Source organism: Bacillus sp. BB51/4 (assembly GCF_008368845.1).
GTDB classification, from domain to species: Bacteria; Bacillota; Bacilli; order Bacillales; family Bacillaceae_G; genus Bacillus_A; species Bacillus_A wiedmannii.
The window spans coordinates 185,802-204,352 of the sequence record NZ_QOSC01000013.1; the positions used below are offsets into that span (position 1 = coordinate 185,802).

16 protein-coding genes and 3 pseudogenes (1 of these 19 only partly in view) are annotated in these 18,551 nt (G+C 32.0%); all 19 read left to right on the forward strand.

Features of this window, described 5'->3' with window-relative positions; translation table 11 throughout:
* Positions 1-1,641: pseudogene (gene esaA, locus DN392_RS18170) on the forward strand (type VII secretion protein EsaA) (it extends 1,982 nt beyond the left edge of the window).
* The gene (gene essA / locus DN392_RS18175) at positions 1,613-2,116 is read left to right on the forward strand and encodes a type VII secretion protein EssA (protein WP_000595665.1); all 504 of its coding nucleotides are present in this window, start codon (positions 1,613-1,615) and stop codon (positions 2,114-2,116) included. The pseudogene esaA and the gene essA overlap by 29 nt, the downstream one beginning before the upstream one ends.
* 4 nt (positions 2,117-2,120) lie before the next feature.
* On the forward strand, positions 2,121-2,372 hold the full coding sequence (locus DN392_RS18180) for an EsaB/YukD family protein (RefSeq protein ID WP_001007572.1): 252 nt from the start codon (positions 2,121-2,123) through the stop codon (positions 2,370-2,372).
* A 73-nt stretch (positions 2,373-2,445) separates the two neighbouring features.
* On the forward strand, positions 2,446-3,645 hold the full coding sequence (essB, locus tag DN392_RS18185) for a type VII secretion protein EssB (protein ID WP_000137022.1): 1,200 nt from the start codon (positions 2,446-2,448) through the stop codon (positions 3,643-3,645).
* 39 nt (positions 3,646-3,684) lie between these two features.
* Positions 3,685-3,966 (forward strand): annotated as a pseudogene (locus tag DN392_RS31395) (FtsK/SpoIIIE N-terminal domain-containing protein); the annotation flags it as partial.
* A pseudogene (essC, locus tag DN392_RS18190) lies at positions 3,961-8,190 on the forward strand (type VII secretion protein EssC); the annotation flags it as partial. The pseudogenes DN392_RS31395 and essC, both read left to right, overlap by 6 nt.
* On the forward strand, positions 8,187-8,990 hold the full coding sequence (locus tag DN392_RS18195) for a DUF3952 domain-containing protein (protein ID WP_061673126.1): 804 nt from the start codon (positions 8,187-8,189) through the stop codon (positions 8,988-8,990). The pseudogene essC and the gene DN392_RS18195, both read left to right, overlap by 4 nt.
* A 24-nt stretch (positions 8,991-9,014) precedes the next feature.
* Positions 9,015-10,490, forward strand: coding sequence for an alpha/beta hydrolase family protein (locus DN392_RS18200; protein ID WP_061673125.1), 1,476 nt, complete (start codon positions 9,015-9,017; stop codon positions 10,488-10,490).
* A gap of 26 nt (positions 10,491-10,516) precedes the next feature.
* Positions 10,517-10,777 (forward strand): hypothetical protein, encoded by a 261-nt coding sequence (locus DN392_RS18205; RefSeq protein ID WP_000363091.1) that lies wholly within the window; start codon positions 10,517-10,519, stop codon positions 10,775-10,777.
* A 1-nt stretch (position 10,778) separates the two neighbouring features.
* Positions 10,779-11,096 carry a DUF4176 domain-containing protein gene (locus DN392_RS18210; protein ID WP_000656387.1) on the forward strand — a complete coding sequence of 106 codons (318 nt, stop codon included), beginning with the start codon at positions 10,779-10,781 and terminating at the stop codon, positions 11,094-11,096.
* 331 nt (positions 11,097-11,427) lie between these two features.
* The gene (locus tag DN392_RS18215; RefSeq protein ID WP_061673124.1) at positions 11,428-11,691 is read left to right on the forward strand and encodes a hypothetical protein; all 264 of its coding nucleotides are present in this window, start codon (positions 11,428-11,430) and stop codon (positions 11,689-11,691) included.
* 12 nt (positions 11,692-11,703) lie between these two features.
* Positions 11,704-12,342 carry a hypothetical protein gene (locus tag DN392_RS18220; protein WP_071742914.1) on the forward strand — a complete coding sequence of 213 codons (639 nt, stop codon included), beginning with the start codon at positions 11,704-11,706 and terminating at the stop codon, positions 12,340-12,342.
* A 463-nt stretch (positions 12,343-12,805) separates the two neighbouring features.
* Positions 12,806-13,591, forward strand: coding sequence for a hypothetical protein (locus DN392_RS18225; RefSeq protein ID WP_064056639.1), 786 nt, complete (start codon positions 12,806-12,808; stop codon positions 13,589-13,591).
* A gap of 152 nt (positions 13,592-13,743) precedes the next feature.
* Positions 13,744-14,565: a DUF3952 domain-containing protein gene (locus tag DN392_RS18230; RefSeq protein ID WP_064056640.1), complete on the forward strand. Its 822-nt coding sequence runs from the start codon at positions 13,744-13,746 to the stop codon at positions 14,563-14,565.
* A 100-nt stretch (positions 14,566-14,665) separates the two neighbouring features.
* A complete protein-coding gene (locus tag DN392_RS18235; protein WP_088321659.1) occupies positions 14,666-15,460 on the forward strand; it encodes a hypothetical protein in 795 nt (264 codons plus the stop codon).
* Between the two features lie 27 nt (positions 15,461-15,487).
* Complete coding sequence (locus DN392_RS18240; RefSeq protein WP_088321660.1) at positions 15,488-16,285, forward strand: hypothetical protein; 798 nt, start codon at positions 15,488-15,490, stop codon at positions 16,283-16,285.
* Positions 16,286-16,521: 236 nt separating this feature from the next.
* On the forward strand, positions 16,522-17,304 hold the full coding sequence (locus DN392_RS18245) for a hypothetical protein (RefSeq protein ID WP_046959251.1): 783 nt from the start codon (positions 16,522-16,524) through the stop codon (positions 17,302-17,304).
* A 62-nt stretch (positions 17,305-17,366) separates the two neighbouring features.
* Entirely contained in the window at positions 17,367-18,164 is a 798-nt protein-coding gene (locus DN392_RS18250; protein ID WP_061672531.1) for a hypothetical protein, read from the forward strand.
* 94 nt (positions 18,165-18,258) lie between these two features.
* Entirely contained in the window at positions 18,259-18,546 is a 288-nt protein-coding gene (locus DN392_RS18255) for a hypothetical protein (RefSeq protein WP_061672530.1), read from the forward strand.
* The last annotated feature ends 5 nt before the right edge of the window (positions 18,547-18,551 follow it).

The window sequence follows — 18,551 nt, forward strand, 5'->3', positions numbered from 1 at the left end:
CGGCCAGGAGGGGGAACACGAGCCTATCCAGGAGGAAACCCAGGAGGCGGAACGGGAACAGATCCAGGAGGAAACCCAGGAGGCGGAACGGGAACAGATCCAGGAGGAAATCCAGGAGGCGGAACAGGAACGGATAATGGTGGTAACTCAAAAACTATTGAAAGTACAACGAATCAAGTTGTACATCAAAAAACAGAAGTATTAACAAAAAATATATCTAATGTATTAATAAAAGAAGCAGTAGATACAGTTGAAAGTTATCAAGGTTTAATGAGCCTTTACGAAATGTATTATGGGATTGATTTAAGAACGAAAGATGTAGGTCCTAAGCTAGAAGAGGGAAGTTTAGATACAATTGCAACTGAACAATCTTTGTATTACGTATTAAATAAACAAAGCTTAATTGACTTAATTTCAAATCTTGTTTCAGCTAGTATTACGAGTGAAGTAAAGCAAGATATGACAGGTTTAAAACAAAAAATAGACTCTTACCAACAGCTCATTACTAGTGCAGATCAAAATTCAATGCTACTAGCGGAGAAATTAAATGAAACGATGCAGCAAGCAACTAGTATGAATCAAAATTTAGGAGAGTATGTAAAAGGTTTAGCGAAATGGCGTGAGAGTAGCTTAAAGTTAGCTGAAGAACAACAAGTATTAACGACTAATAATGCAGGTGAGCAAACAGCTGTACTATCGTTAGACTCTGGTATTAAATCTTTAACGATGCAAACTCAGTCATTAGTAGAGAGTTCAAAGCATAGTTTAGCGACATCAGATGATGTGTATAAAACATTTGACCAAATTAATGGACAAGCAAAAGAAATTCAAGACAGCGGAACGACAATTGTTTCGAAAGCAGATTCCTTATTAAATGATTTTACGAAGAAAATGGAAGATGATAAAGCATTCTCGAAAAACTTTACGAAGATTTTGGCGAATAGTCGTATTGGAGATCGTCAAAATGAGATGCTATATGAGTTTTTATCTAGTCCAGTTCAGAAACAAAATGATGGGGTAATTGTAGCTGGTAATGCTTTTACACCATACTTAATCGTATTAACTTGTTTCATTGTTGCGTTATTTACAGCATATGCAATTGCGAATCAAGAAAAGAAACGAACGCAATCAGATCATTTTGAAGAGAGATTCTCTTTAATTGATATGAATGTACCAACTACAGTAGTAGCATTTGGAATATCGATTGTGGAAGGAATCAGTATAGGAATCATTTCAGGCCGTCTTTTAAAATTCGGTCAGGATCAAAGTTTACTATGGATTGCATTTATCACAATCATTATGATGGCGTTCGTATTAGTTTCAACATACTTACTACGACAAATAAAAATGGTAGGGATGTTTATCTTATTAGTATTTTTAAGTATGTATCTATTTTTAACTGAAGCAGTTGGAAGTAAAGTAGACCAAATGTCTTCTGTAGGTAAATTGCGTCAATTTTCACCGCTTCAATATATAGAAGGTTTTCTAAATGATTTTATTAGCGGTAAAGATACAGGAAAAGTTATTTTTATCGTATTGTTTGTAATTGCCATTATAGGATTAGTTAGTAATCTATTTGTATGGCACAAGAAATGGGAGGAAAAAGAAGTAAATGATCAAACAATGGAGCATAGTGGTTAAGTTATCATTTATTTGTTTCCTTTTACTGTTTGTCGCGCTACCGATTAGGAGCGCGGCGGACAGTTATCTTGGTGATGATGGAAAGATTCAGTTTAAAGTAGACCGCTTTGAAGATAAAGACCAAGAAAAAAATAAAAAGGAACATAAGGAAACAGAATTAGATAAAGCATCAATTGAGTTATTTAATAAAGATATAGAAGAAGAAATTCAAAAAAAGAAAAAGAAAGAACAAAAAGAGATGGAATCCTTAAGAGATTCTCTTTTTATAAAACAAAAAGAAAATACTCGTGTTAAAGATACGAAAAATAGTTTATTTAGCAGTGAATACGTTGTAAGAAAAAGCGCTGATGAAGTAGCGAGTAATCAAACAATGAATGAAAAGCCAATCAGTACAACAATAATCATATTGTTAGGCGGCAGTGTTTTACTTATTTGCATCGGTATTTATACGGTTCTTCGGAAAAGTTGGAGGTAAAGTAATGGCAATACAAACGCATATTAATGTAACGGTAGATTTTAGTAAATGGAATGGAAATACATATGATTTGCGTATTCCGAATCATCAATCTATTAAATATTTATTGAAAAACTTATTAGATACGTTAAAGATTGATAATCATGAAGGTTCACATTTTGTAATGAAAGTGAAAAATAAGTCAATTGTTTTAACAGATAATGATCGTTTAATTGATCACCAAATAACAGACGGAGATATTTTACAAGTTTTATAAAGAATATTTCTTACTTGTAGTTTTTTGAAAATAAGTTATTACTGGTTATAAAGAAAAGGAGAAGAGGATAAACATGACGGAAAAAACAATTCAAATTGATGCAATGAACTATCAATTTCAAATAGAAAAAGAAAATTGGAAATTGGAGATGACAAAATCTCAAACACGTATAAAAGACTTCCGTCAATTCGATATAATTACGGGCGCATCATCTGACTTTGTACCATTAACGATAGAAGAAATGGATGATATGTTTACGTTTCTATTTCAAGTCGACAAAAAATTATATAAGTGGGACGACCTTGGCCGTTTTGGAAGAAATGAGAAATTGAGACTGCTTCGAAATGTTGCGCAATTTCGTAAATATTTAAATAAACGAATTACGTTCTTTTTACATCCAGACAATATAGTTTTTAATGCGAATTTAATGCCAAGTATTATACATAGAGGAATTCGAGATATTGTTCCACCAACCCCGTTGTTAGAAGAGCAATTTTTAACGCAATACAAGTGTCTAATTATTGCTTTATTCTCCGAAAAGCACAATTTTGATGATTTATATGCTGGGTTACTAAAAGATGCAAAAGAAACAACATTTGAACAGACAGTTGCTCAAATGGAAAGTTTAGATGCATTACTGCAGTTTCTTGATGACAGCTTTGAGAAGGAACAAACAAAAACAGAAAAAAATATGCAGTTAGTACCTAAAAAGAGCTATAAATCATTTAAATACTTAGCTTTTTCCTTCATAGCGGCGACAGTTATTTTAGCTGCTCCTTTAATATATTTCACTTTTATAAAATTTCCTTATCAAAATAAATTATTAGAAGCAAATGTGAGTTTCATAGCAACTGATTATGACAAAGTAATTACGCAATTAAATGAAGAGGAATTTGAATCATTACCGATTGCATCTAAATATGAGTTAGCATTTGCATACATTACAGCTGAAAAACTAGGCGAAGATCAAAAGAAGTCAATTATGAAAAATATTAGTTTGAAAAGTGATGAAAAGTATTTGTTGTATTGGATGTATAACGGAAAAGGTGATTTTGATAAATCATTAGATTTAGCTAAGATACTTGATGATCCTCAGCTTATTATGTACGGCCTTGTTAAACAAATTGAATCACTGAAAAATAATCCGGATTTATCAGGAGAAGAGCGTGATCAAAAATTAAAAACATATGAGCAACAATTAAATGAGTATAAAAAGAAATATGGCGATGCATCAAACGATAAAGACTCGTCGAACACAGAGAAAAAAGAGTAAGCACTTGATGAGACAGTTGAAAAGGAGCAGTGAACACGGATGGAGCAACTATTAGTATTGACTTATGGAGACAAAATATATAAGTGCACATTACATCCAAATGAGCAATCAATAGTGTCGATTGGAAAAGAGTGGACAAATGATATTACGAATCCAAGTTTAGAACAAGAAGTAGAGTTAAAGTGGAATAATGAAGTAAATGCTTGGATGGTACAAAATCAATTAATAGAGTTCAATAAGGAATTTGAGATTGGAAAAACTAAAGATGTGAGCTTGAAAATCTTTATATCTATTATTGGTACAACTAAAGTGTTTGATATCGGAACGAAACATTCTCTTACATTGAGTCAAAACAGTTATGATGATATTTCTATTACCGGAACGAATGTGGATTTAATGTTATCTCGTGAAACGTTGTACGATTCTTTTAAAGTGAACGTATATGACGGGGATGTATTTCATAATTATACGAAGTTAAAAGGTAGCGTTATGTTAGAAGCAGGAGACGTATTATATTTTGATGGTGTTTTAGTAGAGATAGGCAGTGAAGATATTCAAGTATTGTCTTCAGAAGAGAACATTAAATCTACGTTACCTATTTTAGTAGAATCAGAAACGAATTATCAAAGTGGTTATCCAGACTATCATCGTTCACCACGTATTATTTACCGTGAACCAGAAGAGAAAATGACAATTGCAAAACCTTCAAGTATGCCGTCAAAACCGACTGAGCATTTGGCAAGAATCATTGCACCATCTCTTGTCATGATTGTCGTAACAGTATTACTTGCTATCTTTATGAAATATGGAATGTTTATTATTGCATCGATTGCGATGACATTAGTAACGATTATTGTTTCTGTCACATCTTATATAAAAAATTTAAAGCAATATAAAATTGACATTGTGGAACGTGATAAAAGTTATAGAGAGTATATCAAACAAAAAACGAAAGATTTACATGCAGAAAGTGAAAAGCAACGTCATGCATTACAATATCATAATCCAAATGTTGAAGTGATACGTAATATGGCTATGCAAGTAAATCCACGTATATATGAAAAAACAATGCTACATCATGATTTCTTAACATTTAGCGTTGGAACAGGACAAGCTAATACAAGTTTTGAAATCCAATTTAATGAAGAAGAATTTAGTCAAACGAAAGATGAATTAATTGATATAGCACGTGAACTAAGACAGCGTTATCTATCATTGGAAGATGTACCTGTTGTAACAGATTTGATAAATGGACCGGTTGGCTATATTGGACAACGCTCTTTAGTGTTAGAGCAATTACAATTATTAGTTGTACAAACCGCATTATTCCATAGTTATTATGACTTGCAGTTTATTACTATTTTTCCTGAAGAAGAAAAAGAAAAATGGGATTGGATGCGCTGGTTACCTCATGGAAGTGTTCGCGATATAAATGTACGCGGATTTGTATATCATGATCGTAGCCGTGATCAAGTGTTAAATAGTTTGTATCAAATATTAAAAGAACGAAAATTAAAACTAGATGAAAAAAGTTCAACGAATGAAAAAATGTACTTTGCACCGCACTATGTCGTTCTCATTACAGATGAAAAACTAATACTAGACCATGTTGTTATGGAATTCTTTAATGATGATCCGAGTCAATTAGGTGTATCACTTGTATTTGTACAAGATGTTATGCAAAGTTTACCAGAGCATGTGAAAACGGTAATAGACATAAGAGATGCAAAACAAGGGAACATCATCTTAGAACAGGGAGAGCTTGTAAACCGTCAATTTAAATTAAATCACGTACCGAAAGGGTTCAATTTAGAAGATGTTTCACGAGCATTAGCACCGTTAAATCATTTGCAAAACTTGAAAAATAGTATCCCAGAAAGTGTAACATTTTTAGAAATGTACGGTGTTGAGAAAGTAAAAGAACTGAATATCACAAGTCGCTGGGAGAAAAATGCTGCACATAAATCTTTAGCTGTACCACTTGGATTACGTGGTAAAGAAGATATCGTAAACTTAAACTTACACGAAAAAGCACACGGACCACACGGGTTAATAGCAGGTACAACAGGTTCAGGTAAGTCGGAAATTATACAATCGTATATTTTATCTCTAGCAGTCAATTTCCATCCTTACGAAGTAGCCTTTCTACTAATTGACTATAAAGGCGGCGGTATGGCGAATTTATTCAAAAACTTACCGCATTTATTAGGAACAATTACGAACTTAGATGGAGCACAAAGTATGAGAGCGCTCGCATCAATTAAAGCTGAATTACAGAAAAGACAACGATTATTTGGGGAAAATGATGTAAACCATATTAATCAGTATCAAAAACTGTATAAAGAAGGTTTAGTAAGTGAACCGATGCCACATCTATTTTTAATTAGTGATGAATTCGCGGAACTGAAGTCAGAACAACCAGAATTTATGAAAGAGTTAGTTTCAACAGCACGTATCGGTCGTTCGCTCGGAATTCATTTAATATTAGCTACGCAAAAACCGAGCGGTGTTGTAGATGATCAAATTTGGAGTAACTCGAAATTTAAATTAGCATTAAAAGTGCAAAATACATCAGATAGTAATGAAATTTTAAAAACACCAGATGCTGCTGAAATTACATTACCAGGACGTGCGTACTTACAAGTTGGGAATAATGAAATTTATGAACTATTCCAATCAGCTTGGAGCGGAGCAGACTATGTAGAAAACAAAGAGGATAAAGAACATTTAGACGCAACAATCTATGCAATAAATGATCTAGGACAATATGAAATATTAAGTGAAGACTTAAGTGGACTTGGTAGCAGTAAAGAAGTAATAAGCGTACCATCTGAACTGGATGCTGTTATTGACTACATTCACGATTACGCAGAAATAAATGAAATTGAAGCGTTAGCTAGACCGTGGTTACCGCCACTTCCAGAAAGCGTATATTTACAAGACTTACACGCTATTCAGTTCAAAGAAGCATGGACGAAAGAAAAGAAACCATTAAAAGCAACAGTTGGTCTACTAGATCAGCCTGAATTACAATCACAAACACCATTAACACTAGATATTAGTAAAGACGGACACGTAGCGGTCTTCTCAAGCCCAGGCTACGGAAAATCAACATTCTTACAATCAGTCATTATGGATGTAGCTCGTCAGCATAGTCCGGAGCATTTGCATGTGTATTTAGTGGACCTTGGAACAAATGGTCTTCTACCTTTAAAAGGATTACCTCATGTAGCGGATACGATTACAATTGACGAATCAGAAAAATGTTTAAAGTTTGTTGAAAGATTAACTCAAGAAATGAAAAATCGTAAACGATTATTAAGTGAATATGACGTTGCAAATATTGAAATGTATGAAAAGGCAAGCGGGAAAGAAATACCACATATTATTATTGCAATTGATAATTATGATGCAGTAAAAGAAGCGAAGTTCTATGAAAGCTTTGAAATGCTAATTATGCAAATTGTCCGAGATGGTGCAAGTTTAGGAATTCATACCTTAATTAGTGCAGGGCGACAAAATGCACTTAGAATTCAATTGTACAATAATATTAAAATCCAAACTTGCCTATATATGATTGATCAAAGTGAAGTAGCTAGTATTGTAGGGAGATCTGATATAAAAGTGGAAGAAACAGCAGGAAGAGCGTTAATAAAACTAGAATCTCCTACATTATTCCAGGCTGCATTGCCTACGAAAGCAGAAGATGAACTACAACAAATTCAATTATTACAACAAGAAGCAAATGATATGGACCGAGAATGGGATGGAGAACGTCCGAAGGCAATTCCAATGATGCCAGAAATTATTGATATTGCTACTTATCGTAAAAATAAAGACGTTACAAAAGCTCTACAAGCAGCAAGAATTCCAATGGGACTTGATTTTGCAAACGTAGAAGTTGTAGCTCATGATATTGCAGTGAATGATCATTTAATGATTTATAGTGTAGATGATAGTATGAGAAAACAAATTGTATCTAGCATCCTATCTCAATTGAATAAAGATTATTTTGAAAGTGTGACGTTAGTGGATACAGCAGAGTATAGTTTCGTTCAATATAAAGATAATGTGACGCATTATATTGTAGACGAAAATGAAATAAATATGCATGCGAAGTATTGGATGGAAGTAATTCGCGAACGAGCTTTTGAATTAGCACAAGCAAGACAAGAAGGTAGAGAAATTCCTACATTCACAAAACAACTCATTATCATGACAAATGTTGAAGAGTTTAGTAAATTTGTTTATTTAGAAATGGAGGATGCAGCGACTTTAATTGATCTATCTCGTACAGTAGGTATTTACTTTGTATTAGCAGGTCACCACGACTACATGGACCGAAATCGTGAAGCTCTACCTATGAAAATGAGAAGTAAGCTAACAGCAGCAATTATCGCAATGCCATTAAATGATCAAAGTATCTTCAACATAAAATATATAAGCAACGAAGCGCCATTAGGTAAAGATGAAGTGTATTACTATCAAAAAGGGAACATAATGAAACTAAAAATGCCTAGAGTAACTAACGAGGTGACAGTATGAAATTAAAGAAGAAAGCTAAGGTGATGATAGTCGTGTCAATAGTGGCAAGTTTATTAAGTGGATGTGGTTTTGGGGAGACAAAGATAGAGTATGAGAGATTAGTAAAGGCATTGGATGAAGGGGACATGAAGACTGTTATGTCTGCAAGTGATGATGGGTATGCTTATGTGAAAGAAGAGGTTAGGGATAGTACGTTTTGGGCGGAAAATGATAAACGCATTAACGTCGTATATCAAACGACAGGAGCGGTATACAATATCAAAGAAAAAAGGTTCTATGGGACAACTTTACAAGAAATTGCTAGTTCATTAAATAATGAGCAAAAAAAAGAAGAAACTATATATAGAACTAGTATTAAATATGAAGATAATCAATTGAAAAGTCCAGATCAAAGTTTGGATGTTTCGAATGTTCATTTTATATTTGATAGATTGAAGGGAATAGATAGTTTAAAACCCAAAAAAGATAAAAAAAGATTTAGTGAACCATCCAAGGTAACATATTACTTAACTGAATCGGAATTTCAAGAAATAATTAATGATAAGTTAAAGGTGGACTATGATAAATTTGATGAAGCAATATTATTATTGGAATTTAATTCGGCAAAAGATACAAAAGAAAATCCTATGGAATTCACTACGATAAGCATAACGATGGGGTATGAAAAAAAGAATAAAGAAGGTCAATTAATAAGACATGATCAAAAAATAGCAATCTATTTAAATACTAAAGAAGATAATAATGAAAATTCTAAAAACAAATATGAGGAGTATGAAAGACAATATATGAATAATAGGTAATGTATAAAATAGGAGGGAATAAGTGTGGGGAATAGTACAAATGATCTCCAAAGATTTAAAATAAACAGTGATGTAGGAAAATTAAGATTAGCAGCAGCTGATATTTATGCTTTTAATGAAAAAGAAGATGATTATAGTAATCCAGACTCAGGAAAAAATAAGAAAAGACTAGAAGATAACTTTGATGCCGAACTAATAGCAGAGGATGATCAACATCCTCAGACTGGTTTTGGGGCATACGCTCTAAAAGACAACCATACAGGTGAAATTTTTATAGTTTACGTTGGAACGCAACCGAGTCAAATAGGCGATTTAGCAACCGATGGAGCAATTGGACTGCATAATTTAACTAATTCACCTATATTTGGGTCATTAGCGGAGTTTCAGTATAGTCAAGCGGAAAGATTTTATGAAAAAGTCAAAGCGGATAATAAAGGAAAGAAGATAACTTTACTAGGGCACTCTTTAGGTGGCGGAGCAGCGAATACAGTTGCATTAAGACATCAAGAAGATAATATAAACGTATTAGCTTTAAATCCTGCGCCTGTTTTAAATAAAGATGTGGTTAAGTACGGATACGGGACCAATATGAAAAATTGCCGCAGTCTTATAAATGAATATGATCCTTTGTATGGCGCCATTAAAGCCGCAGATTTTGTAATACCTGGACAGGTTTATAAAATGGAAAATGGGGAAGGGCATTCTTTTTTATATGATCCAAAATTTTATTCTGGGAATGGGAATGTAGCAATAGATAAATTGAAAAAGGTTAGCGAAACAGGATTTGATTGGAAATTTGGTTTTTTAGAAATATCAGAATCTGCTGGGGACCTATATAAAGGAATCACTGGAAAAAAAACATTAAGTACAACAGAAGAAGTTGTAGTGGATTTAGTGGTAAATGGAACCCCAGTCAGTGCAATTCTAGTTGCAATAACAGTAGTGGGAGATACTAGTGCTCTAGCAACAAAAATAGCAAGTATAGGTGTAGAAACAGGAAAAAAAGCTTTGAAATTTAGTAAGGAAGTTATACAAGAAGTTAGAAATCAGGTGAATGCGGCTGTGGATTGGATAGAGAATAAATTAGCAAAATGTAAGGAAAAGGTACTTGAAGTGTTAGAATCAGTATTTAACGCAGCTGTAGATTTTTTAGTAGGATGCATCATTCTTTATTTATCCCGTGATGAAATTATAGCAATTGCAAAAGAAGTAGCATCTTCTCTTGTTCAAGATATTTTAGATGTATTTAAAGGTGACTTTGAAATTGATACAAATATTGCTTCAATTGCTGGAGATTATGTAAGAAGCCATCGCCAATCATTATTAAACTATTTTATGAATGATGGTAGTAGAGGATTAAATCGTTCATTATTAGTAGAGATTTCCAGAGATGTGAACGAACTTTCAAATGATTTAAAAGAGTTAAGTCAAGATGTAACAGATGCGGTAATTTCTATGATAGCAAAAGATGAAGAGTTAGCTTCGGTTTCCTATTATTGATAAATGTTAAGGAAGGGGGTATGAGGATGGATTTACATATGATAATGTCGAGGGTTCATAGTACATTTCCGGACAGTGGTGGGCGAGATCAAATTATTAACGTTGTTATGCAACTTGAAAAAGCAGCTGTATCCTTGACAGGAGATATTAGAAGATTAGAAAGTAGTATTGATAATAGTTTGCAAGGTAAAACACGTGATGCTTTTATTGATCGTATCCGCCAATTAGAAAAAAGGCGACAAAAAATAGAAGAGAAAATTATCGTATTAAAAGGATCGGTGAATTAATATGAAAGATTATATGGAGAAAGTTTTGCCTTTAGGAAGTGTAGTGAGGTTGAGTACTGAGGAAGAAAAAGATGTAGAGTATGTAATTACTACAAGAGGAATACTTCTCGATGAAGACACTTTCTATGATTATGGTGGGGTATTACACCCAGTAGGATTGACGGCAGAGACATATAAATTATTCAATGACTTTGATATTTTAGAAGTAAAATTTGAAGGGTATAAAAATTCTATTGAAGGAAAATTTGCTCATAATTTTAAAATATGGCGAAATGAATTTGTAAAAACGATAAAGAACAAGGCTGAAAATAATAAGTAACAATTATTAATAAAACAAGGGCTATAATATATTTAGAAATAAATAGACTTTCCTCTTCCAACATGGAAAGAGGAAAGTCTATTTTTGATTGAATAAGAATCTAAATATCTAGTATTACGTGGGAACAACATGAAAAAGAACGTCAAGAATTTATAGCGAATAGAAAAAGAATAAAATAAAAGTTGAAATAACATTTGTAAATAATAGTCATAGACTGTTTTTTATGGTGGAAATCTATTTGTGAAGAAATAAATCATTTTATCCTATACGATGAAAATGGGATATTTCGGTATTTTTATAGTTAGGAAAAAGTTATTCTAAAAGGAGTAAGTTGGGGAATCATAGACGCAAGAAAAAGACACCGAAACAAATAAGAAAGGAAGCTGTTCAGATAAAACCGATAGTAGAAGAAAAACCACTAAAGAAGAGTAGCAACAAGTTAGTTGATATTCTCCTAGGTATTCTTCTTTTCCAAATTTTTATATGGGCTGTCTTGGAAGGTTCTACAACACAGGTAAGCAAAGGGAAGACGTTCCTTATTATCGTTTTCTTTCTCTTAATTGCAATAGGGTTATCTATGATAGGAAACAAATAAGGGGGAGTTCAGATGTTTAAGAAGAAGGAGAAAAAAAACATTTACGTTAGACTGGTAAACACACAAGGGGAAATCATTCGAGAGTTTAATTGTACAGAAAAAGACTTGCGAAAAGTAAAAGAAGATGGTGCTGAAATTCGTTTGGTTAGAGATAAGTCATATGAGATGGTAGCAACCGATGAACAATTAGAAAAACTAGCAAGAGCTGAAGCAGAAATCGAAGCGGAAGTTAAGGCATGGGAAGATGCTTTAAATGAGAGTTTGGATGAACGCGAAGAAAGAGAAGTGAGACAGAAGGAATTGAAAGAAAAGAATAAATGGAGTACAAAGAAGAAAGTAATCGTATTTGGACTGATATTCTTTGTATTTATTGGATTACCTATTATCGAAGGGTATCAAAATAGTAAACTAGTTGAAGAAGGTACATCATTACATGCAGAAATTGTAGGTAGGCATGTAGAGAAGGAATTCATGTTTACACACCCCACATTAGTAGTTGAGGTAGATGGTAAAAAGCATAATGTATGGGTAAGTGAAGAGACATATAACGGAGCAGAGTGGTTAGGTAGACTAAAAATTATCAAAACAAAAGATGGTAAAGTTGGGAAAGACCCTAGATATGAGGGGGAAGACTTAATTACGAGTTATTAAGCAGCATGTTTTTAATATTCGCTGCTCAAATTAAATAACATTATTATTTGCAAAAATCGAATCCATTAAAATAAAAAACAAATTTTAAATAACTGTAATAACCTCCTAGCATATTGTTGATGGGAGGTTATCACCTTTCTGAAGATAAAATTAAAGAGCTATATTATCTCGATACAATTGTGATGACAGTAACGTTTTTACTAAGTGAGTGCAGTTTCGGGGGAAACAAAAATAGAGTATGAGGGATATGCTTAAGTGAAAGAGAGAAGAATATTTAGAGCTTTTGAGGAGAAAGAAGGCTATTTGAACTATCAAAAGCATTCTGATTATGTACGGTAATTAATATAGAGATAATATTATCTGAATATAGTTACACAAAGATGAATGTACTTAAAAAGTTAGGAATGTAATGGGATTTTATTGAATGAAAATTATTTAAACTGTATAGAAGGTGAAAAACTGAATGTGGAACATAAAAGAAGAAGATTTAGATGGATTTCGAGTAACATGTAGCAGCCGTTTAAGTCCTGAGGGTGCTTTAGGTTTTATGATAGGAACAATAGTGTACGTTTCAGTTATGATGTTTTTTCTTATTGGTACTTTAGTAACGTTTGGTTGGGACTATTATACTACTTTCTTTGAGAAAACAATCGTTAGAATGGAACTTGTGCTATATAGCTTACAAATAATTTTTTTAATTCTATATTCATTTCCAAAAGCTCGATTTAAATTTCAAAAGTTACAAACATTTGTTGTATTATTATATGCATTTCAATTAGGTACGATATTATTCACGGCTCTAATTCTTCCTGGAATGTCTGATTATACAATTGATCGAATTACATTAGTATATGTAGGTTTCTTATTTTTTGGAGCAGTGATTGTTCATATTGTGACAACGATTGATACGTTTAAACAGGCAAGTGAAGGTGCGTTTAGTATGGATGAAAGATCCGTGTCCTTTTTTAGTAAAACAAAAGGAACTATGATGAAAGTTGCTTCAATATACGCATTAATCCTTCTTATTTTGATTTATTTTCATAATGATTATGCATTTGATACTTTTATTGGATATGTAATAGGAACTGTTTTAATGTATACGATAGCCATCGGTGCAGCTGAATTTCAGCTATTAGTATATTGCAGGTTTAAATTTCCGTCATTTAACATTTCATGGGAGCAACATAAAAGAGAGACTCCAAGATATCGAAAGAAAAATAAAAAAGGTAAATCGAAACGTAAGGCATAAAGAAAGTGTGTATTGTAAGTTTTGGTGGTGAAAAAGTAATAATTTATAGGAGAGTATTTGAACTACTAAAAGAAAATTTACTTATGTAAGGTGATTAAAGTGATTAGAAGATAATCTGATCGAAAATGTAGAGAGTGTAGTGTGATGATGAAATGAACACAAAAAAGGTTTCTAAAATGATTACTATCATAATAACAATCAGCCTACTACAAGCATGTAGTTTTTTTGAAGAAAAGGTAGAGTATGAGCCATTTATTAAGGCATTGGATGAAGGTGATATGAAGACGGTTATGTCTGCGAGTGATGATGGGTATGCTTATGTGATCCAAAGAGGTATTTATAGTACGTTTGAGCAAAAAGAAGATGGAGAGCACAGTAAAACAATTCGTCAGACTACGGAAGGTGTATATAATACAAAAGATAAAAGTTTATACGGAGAGGCGATACAAACAGTTGCGACTGATATAGAAAAAGACAAGGGAAAAAGGACAAATGAAAATTATAAAAAAGAAACGATTTATAGTACTCATGTTAAGTATGAAAATGGACAGGTGAAAAGTCCGGATTCAAATCTAGATGTTTCATACGTGAACTTAATTGTAGATCGTTTAAATGGGATAGGGAAACTAAAGATGAAGCCTGAAGATGATATAAAAAAGTTTGATCAGCCTAATTCAGTGGGATATCGACTAACTGAATCTGAATTTAAAAATATTATTAATAATAAATTAAAGATACAATACGATGAATTTGATGGAGCAACAATCGTATTGCACCTGGATGCCCCAAAAAATCCAAAACAAATTTTGCAAATGAGGATAGATATAGACTTTAAAGAAAAGAATGAGGATGGAAAATTAGTAGAAAATATGTTCCAAATAATAACGTATTTTAATAGAAAACAGGATAATAACCAAGATGCGAGACAGGAATATTTAAAATACAAGGCGCAGTACAACAAAAGAGATGGTTAAGAGTGGCGATGAAAATAAAAAGGTATAAAATCAGTGACTAAGAAAATTGCATCTATATTTTGGTAATATACTATAGTTCGGGGAAAGGTGGAGTTAACAAATGTGGAACATAAAAGAAGAAGATTTAGATGAATTTAGAATTACATGTAGAAATCGTTTAAGTCCTGAGGCTGCTGTAGGTTTTATGTTAGGTTCAATCATATACACCTCATTAATAATGTTAGGTGTAATTTATGGTTTGGTGAAATTTGGTTGGTCCGTATATCCTAGTTTACTAGATGAAACAATTATTAAAATAGAGTTATGTTTGTATAGCATACAAATCATTTTTCTTATTGTATATTTATTTCCAAAAGCTCGTTTTAAATTACAAAAGTTACAAGCTATGGTTATATTGTTATATACACTTCAACTTGCGACTATAGGATTTGTAACAGTAGGTGTTTCGAGTATTTTCGGTTATTCAAATGATCGTGTTACATTGACTTATGTAGCCTTATTATTGTTAGGAGCTTTTATTATTCATATTTTTACAACAATTAATACCTTTAAGCAAGCTAGCGAAGGCGCATTTAGTAAGTGGGAAAATTCAGTTTCATTTTTTAGTAAGACAAAAGATTTTTTAATGATTGCCTCTATATTATATGTATTAACTCTCCTAATCTTAATTTATATTAATAATGATTATACGATGGAGCAAATAGGTTGGTATTCTGTATTGACCCTTATACTGTACGCGGTGGCCATAGGCGCAGCTGAGTTCCAACTATTAGTCTATTGTAGATTTAAGTTTCCGTCATTTTATATTTCGTGGGAGGAACATGAAAGAGAACGTCAGAAAAGACTAAAGCTTTATGAAGAGAAGGGAAAAAAGAAAACTAAAGAAATAAAATAAGTTTTGCGTCGAAATGGGGAAAGATGAATGCTTAAAATAAAGGAAGAAGATTTAGGTTTTTTCGAAATTACAAATAAAAACCGATTAAGTCCTGATGGTGTAATGGCCTTTTTAGTTGGAGTTTTTGTATACGCTTCATTACCGATGTTTTTTATTGTTTTGGGTTTTTTACAACTTGGTTGGGAGGCTTATCCAAAATCTTTTGAACGAATAATTGTTTCTGTAGAGTTAGCATTATATATTCTGCAAATCCTTTTTTTGATTATCTATTCATTTCCGAAATTAAGATTTAAATTACAAAAGTTACAAGCCGTTTTAATTGTTTTTAACTCGTTTCAGGTTGCAACGGTAGGTTATGCGTATGTATTAATTGAAGCAATATTTGGATATTCTTGTGAAAATCTAACGGTATTTTATGTAGGTCTATTATTATTAGGAGCGATAATTACTCATATTGTAATAACAATCCATACTTTTAAAAAAGCAAAATATGGAGGCTATAAGTTAGAAGGGGAATCAGTCTCATTTTTTACTAATACAAAACTCTGGATGTTAATTGGAATGGTAATTTATATAGTTGTCCTATTGATATTAATCTTTGCAAGTATTCGTTTTGCGCTAAAGCCGATGGTGTTTTATTTTTTACAAACAATTATATTATATGTATTTGCCGTTGCATCAGCAGAATTCGTCCTATTGGTGTATTGTCGCTTTAAATTTCCATCATTTAATATTACGTGGGAACAACATGAAAAGGAACGCCAAGAATTTATAGCAAATAGAAAAAGAATAAGAGAGAAAGAAAAAAGAAAAATAAAAACTTAAATGATAATAGTAATAGATTGTTTTTTTATGGTGGAAGAATCTATTTGTGAAGAATTAAAACATTGTATAAGGGGTAGTGATTATGAAAGTTCACTATAAAGCATTATCGCTTTTAATTTAATAAGCATCACTCAAATTGTAAAAAAGGATGATTGGTTGTTGTCAGCTATCTCACTTAGAAATTAAGTAATTCATAGTGATATATACCCAAAAAGTAGCTAGAGGTGTGTAACTAGATGTGGAATGTAAAAGAAGAAAATTTAGAAAAGTTTAGGATGATATGTAGAAGGCGTTTAAGTCCAGAAGGTGCTTTAGGTTTTATGATAGGAACAATAGTGTACGTTTCAGTTATGATGTTTTTTCTTATAGGTACTTTAGTAACGTTTGGTTGGGACTATTATACTACTTTCTTTGAGAAAACAATCGTTAGAATGGAACTTGTGCTATATAGCTTACAAATAATTTTTTTAATTCTATATTCATTTCCAAAAGCTCGATTTAAATTTCAAAAGTTACAAACATTTGTTGTATTATTATATGCATTTCAATTAGGTACGATATTATTCACGGCTCTAATTCTTCCTGGAATGTCTGATTATACAATTGATCGAATTACATTAGTATATGTAGGTTTCTTATTTTTAGGAGCAGTGATTGTTCATATTGTGACAACGATTGATACGTTTAAACAGGCAAGTGAAGGTGCGTTTAGTATGAATGAAAGATCCGCTTCCTTTTTTAGTAAAACAAAAGAAACTATGATGAAAGGGGCTTTAATATACGTATTAATCCTTCTTATTTTGATTTATTTTCATAATGATTATGCGTTTGATACTTTTATTGGATATGTAATAGGTACTGTTTTACTATACACAGTAGCCGTTGGTGCAGCAGAATTCCAGCTATTGGTGTACTGTAGATTCAAATTTAAATCATTTAATATTACGTGGGAAGAGAATGAGAAAATGCGTGGGAGAATTCGAAAGCAAAATACAAAATCCAAAACGAAAAGTAAATAAGGGTGAAATAGAATTTAAGTGTATGAGAATTATTTAAACTATATAGAAGGTGAAAAGGCTGAATGTGGAATATAAGAGAAGAAGATATGGGTCTTTTTGAAATTGAAAATAGAAACAGATTAAGTCCGGATTATATAAGAATCTTTTATGGGGGAGTTTTGGCATATACTTCTATACCCATGCTTATTATGTTTTTAGCTTTTTTACTGAACGGTGACAAGATTTCTCTAACTCCTTTTGAGAAGATAGTTGTACAAACTGAAGTGAAATTGTATATTTTGGAGTTCATTTTTTTAATAATATCCATGTCTAAAAAGATTGCTTTTAAATTACAGAAACTACAAACGATCGTAACTATATTTTATGCTTTTCAGTTAGCGACATTACCTTTCATAGTTATGGTTGTTGAAGGAATATATGACTTTCCATGTGACAATAAAACATTGGTTTATATTGGTTTAATACTATTAGGGGCAATCTGTACTCACATTGTAGCAACGATCGATGTTTTTAGAAAAGCAAAGCATGGAGGATATAAATTGGAAGGAAAGGCTGTCTCGTTTTTTACTAACACGAAATTATATTTATTGATTGGAATGACAATCATTGTAATCGTTCTACTTGTATTAATTTTTTTAAACCTTAATTATGCATTTGATGAAATGGGAATTTATGTGACACAAACAATAATATTATATATATTCGCTGCAGTATCAGCAGAATTCGTCCTATTGGTGTATTGTCGTTTCAAATTCCCATCATTTAATATTACGTGGGAACAACATGAAAAGGAACGCCAAGAATTTATAGCAAATAGAAAAAGAATAAGAGAGAAAGAACAAAAGCGAAACAAAAACTGAAATGAAAGTTATAAATGATACTCGTAAACTTATATTGAAGATAGAATGAATACATTATTCATAAATTAACTAGTAAAGGGAGGAATGTAATATCTTGAATAAAGATTCTAAAGCTGTAAAAAAAGAAAAAGGTTTATTTGAAAGTGTAATAGCACCTATTATTGTCGGGATTATGTTTATTTTTTTAATTCTATATAAAGTAGCAGAGTTTCTGGGGAAGTGGATTGTTATCTTTGGAATAATATTTTTTATTGTTAGTATATTTCTTTGCATATATCTAGAAGAATATGGAGGAGGGTTGGGCGGTGGGATAGGGTTAATATCGATGTTATTGTTATATTTTATGTTTATTAGAAAAAGTAAAAAGGCTAGTTTAATATGAAATAC

Bases quoted from the DNA above. Each gene is read 5' to 3' on its own strand.
- essA (WP_000595665.1), top strand. From the start codon at position 1,613: ATGATCAAACAATGGAGCATAGTGGTTAAGTTATCATTTATTTGTTTC.
- DN392_RS18180 (WP_001007572.1), top strand. From the start codon at position 2,121: ATGGCAATACAAACGCATATTAATGTAACGGTAGATTTTAGTAAATGG.
- essB (WP_000137022.1), top strand. From the start codon at position 2,446: ATGACGGAAAAAACAATTCAAATTGATGCAATGAACTATCAATTTCAA.
- DN392_RS18195 (WP_061673126.1), top strand. From the start codon at position 8,187: ATGAAATTAAAGAAGAAAGCTAAGGTGATGATAGTCGTGTCAATAGTG.
- DN392_RS18205 (WP_000363091.1), top strand. From the start codon at position 10,517: ATGGATTTACATATGATAATGTCGAGGGTTCATAGTACATTTCCGGAC.
- DN392_RS18210 (WP_000656387.1), top strand. From the start codon at position 10,779: ATGAAAGATTATATGGAGAAAGTTTTGCCTTTAGGAAGTGTAGTGAGG.
- DN392_RS18220 (WP_071742914.1), top strand. From the start codon at position 11,704: ATGTTTAAGAAGAAGGAGAAAAAAAACATTTACGTTAGACTGGTAAAC.
- DN392_RS18225 (WP_064056639.1), top strand. From the start codon at position 12,806: ATGTGGAACATAAAAGAAGAAGATTTAGATGGATTTCGAGTAACATGT.
- DN392_RS18230 (WP_064056640.1), top strand. From the start codon at position 13,744: ATGAACACAAAAAAGGTTTCTAAAATGATTACTATCATAATAACAATC.
- DN392_RS18235 (WP_088321659.1), top strand. From the start codon at position 14,666: ATGTGGAACATAAAAGAAGAAGATTTAGATGAATTTAGAATTACATGT.
- DN392_RS18240 (WP_088321660.1), top strand. From the start codon at position 15,488: ATGCTTAAAATAAAGGAAGAAGATTTAGGTTTTTTCGAAATTACAAAT.
- DN392_RS18245 (WP_046959251.1), top strand. From the start codon at position 16,522: ATGTGGAATGTAAAAGAAGAAAATTTAGAAAAGTTTAGGATGATATGT.
- DN392_RS18250 (WP_061672531.1), top strand. From the start codon at position 17,367: ATGTGGAATATAAGAGAAGAAGATATGGGTCTTTTTGAAATTGAAAAT.